Source organism: Thiocystis violacea, assembly GCF_016583575.1.
Taxonomy (GTDB): Bacteria; Pseudomonadota; Gammaproteobacteria; order Chromatiales; family Chromatiaceae; genus Thiocystis; species Thiocystis violacea.
Genome location: NZ_NRRG01000199.1, coordinates 1 through 518, shown reverse-complemented (window position 1 = coordinate 518; position 518 = coordinate 1). Strand labels below are relative to the sequence as shown.

Here is a 518-nt window from a genome sequence, read left to right as displayed (position 1 = left end):
CTGTACATCGCGACCAACATCCTGATCGACGTCGCCTACACCTGGGTCGACCCCCGGGTTCGTCTCAACTGAGGGCCGGCCATGGGTTTCAAATTCGTCCTGCTCTGGACCGACATCGCGCTGTGGGCGCTGTTCGCCGCGCTCGCCGGCTACACCGTGCGCGTGCTGCGCAGCGCGCCGCTGCGCACCACCTGGACCAAGGTCTTCCGCGACCCGCCGGCGCTGTGTTCGGTGCTGGTGCTGCTGGTCTTCCTGTGCATCACGGCACTGGACAGCGTGCACTTCCGGCGTGAACTCGGCGGCTCGCAAACGACCGCGGCCGCCCAAGGCCAGGTGTTCTACGACACGCGCACCCACTCGCTGCTGGACCTGGCGCTGAGCCGCCAGCTGGCAATGCGCGAGGCGAGCTACTCCGAGCCGCTGGCCTACCGCGCGCTGAACAAGCAGAGCGTGACGCGCGACGGCGTCGCGCTGCGCGAGCACCCGCGCCTGGTGTTCGGCGGCGCCCATCTGCAGGA

The 518-nt window shown here is 68.9% G+C and carries 1 pseudogene; it reads left to right on the top strand.

Annotated elements, in window-relative coordinates:
- Positions 1-81: 81 nt before the first annotated feature.
- Positions 82-518, top strand: a pseudogene (locus CKO27_RS24185) (hypothetical protein); the annotation flags it as partial.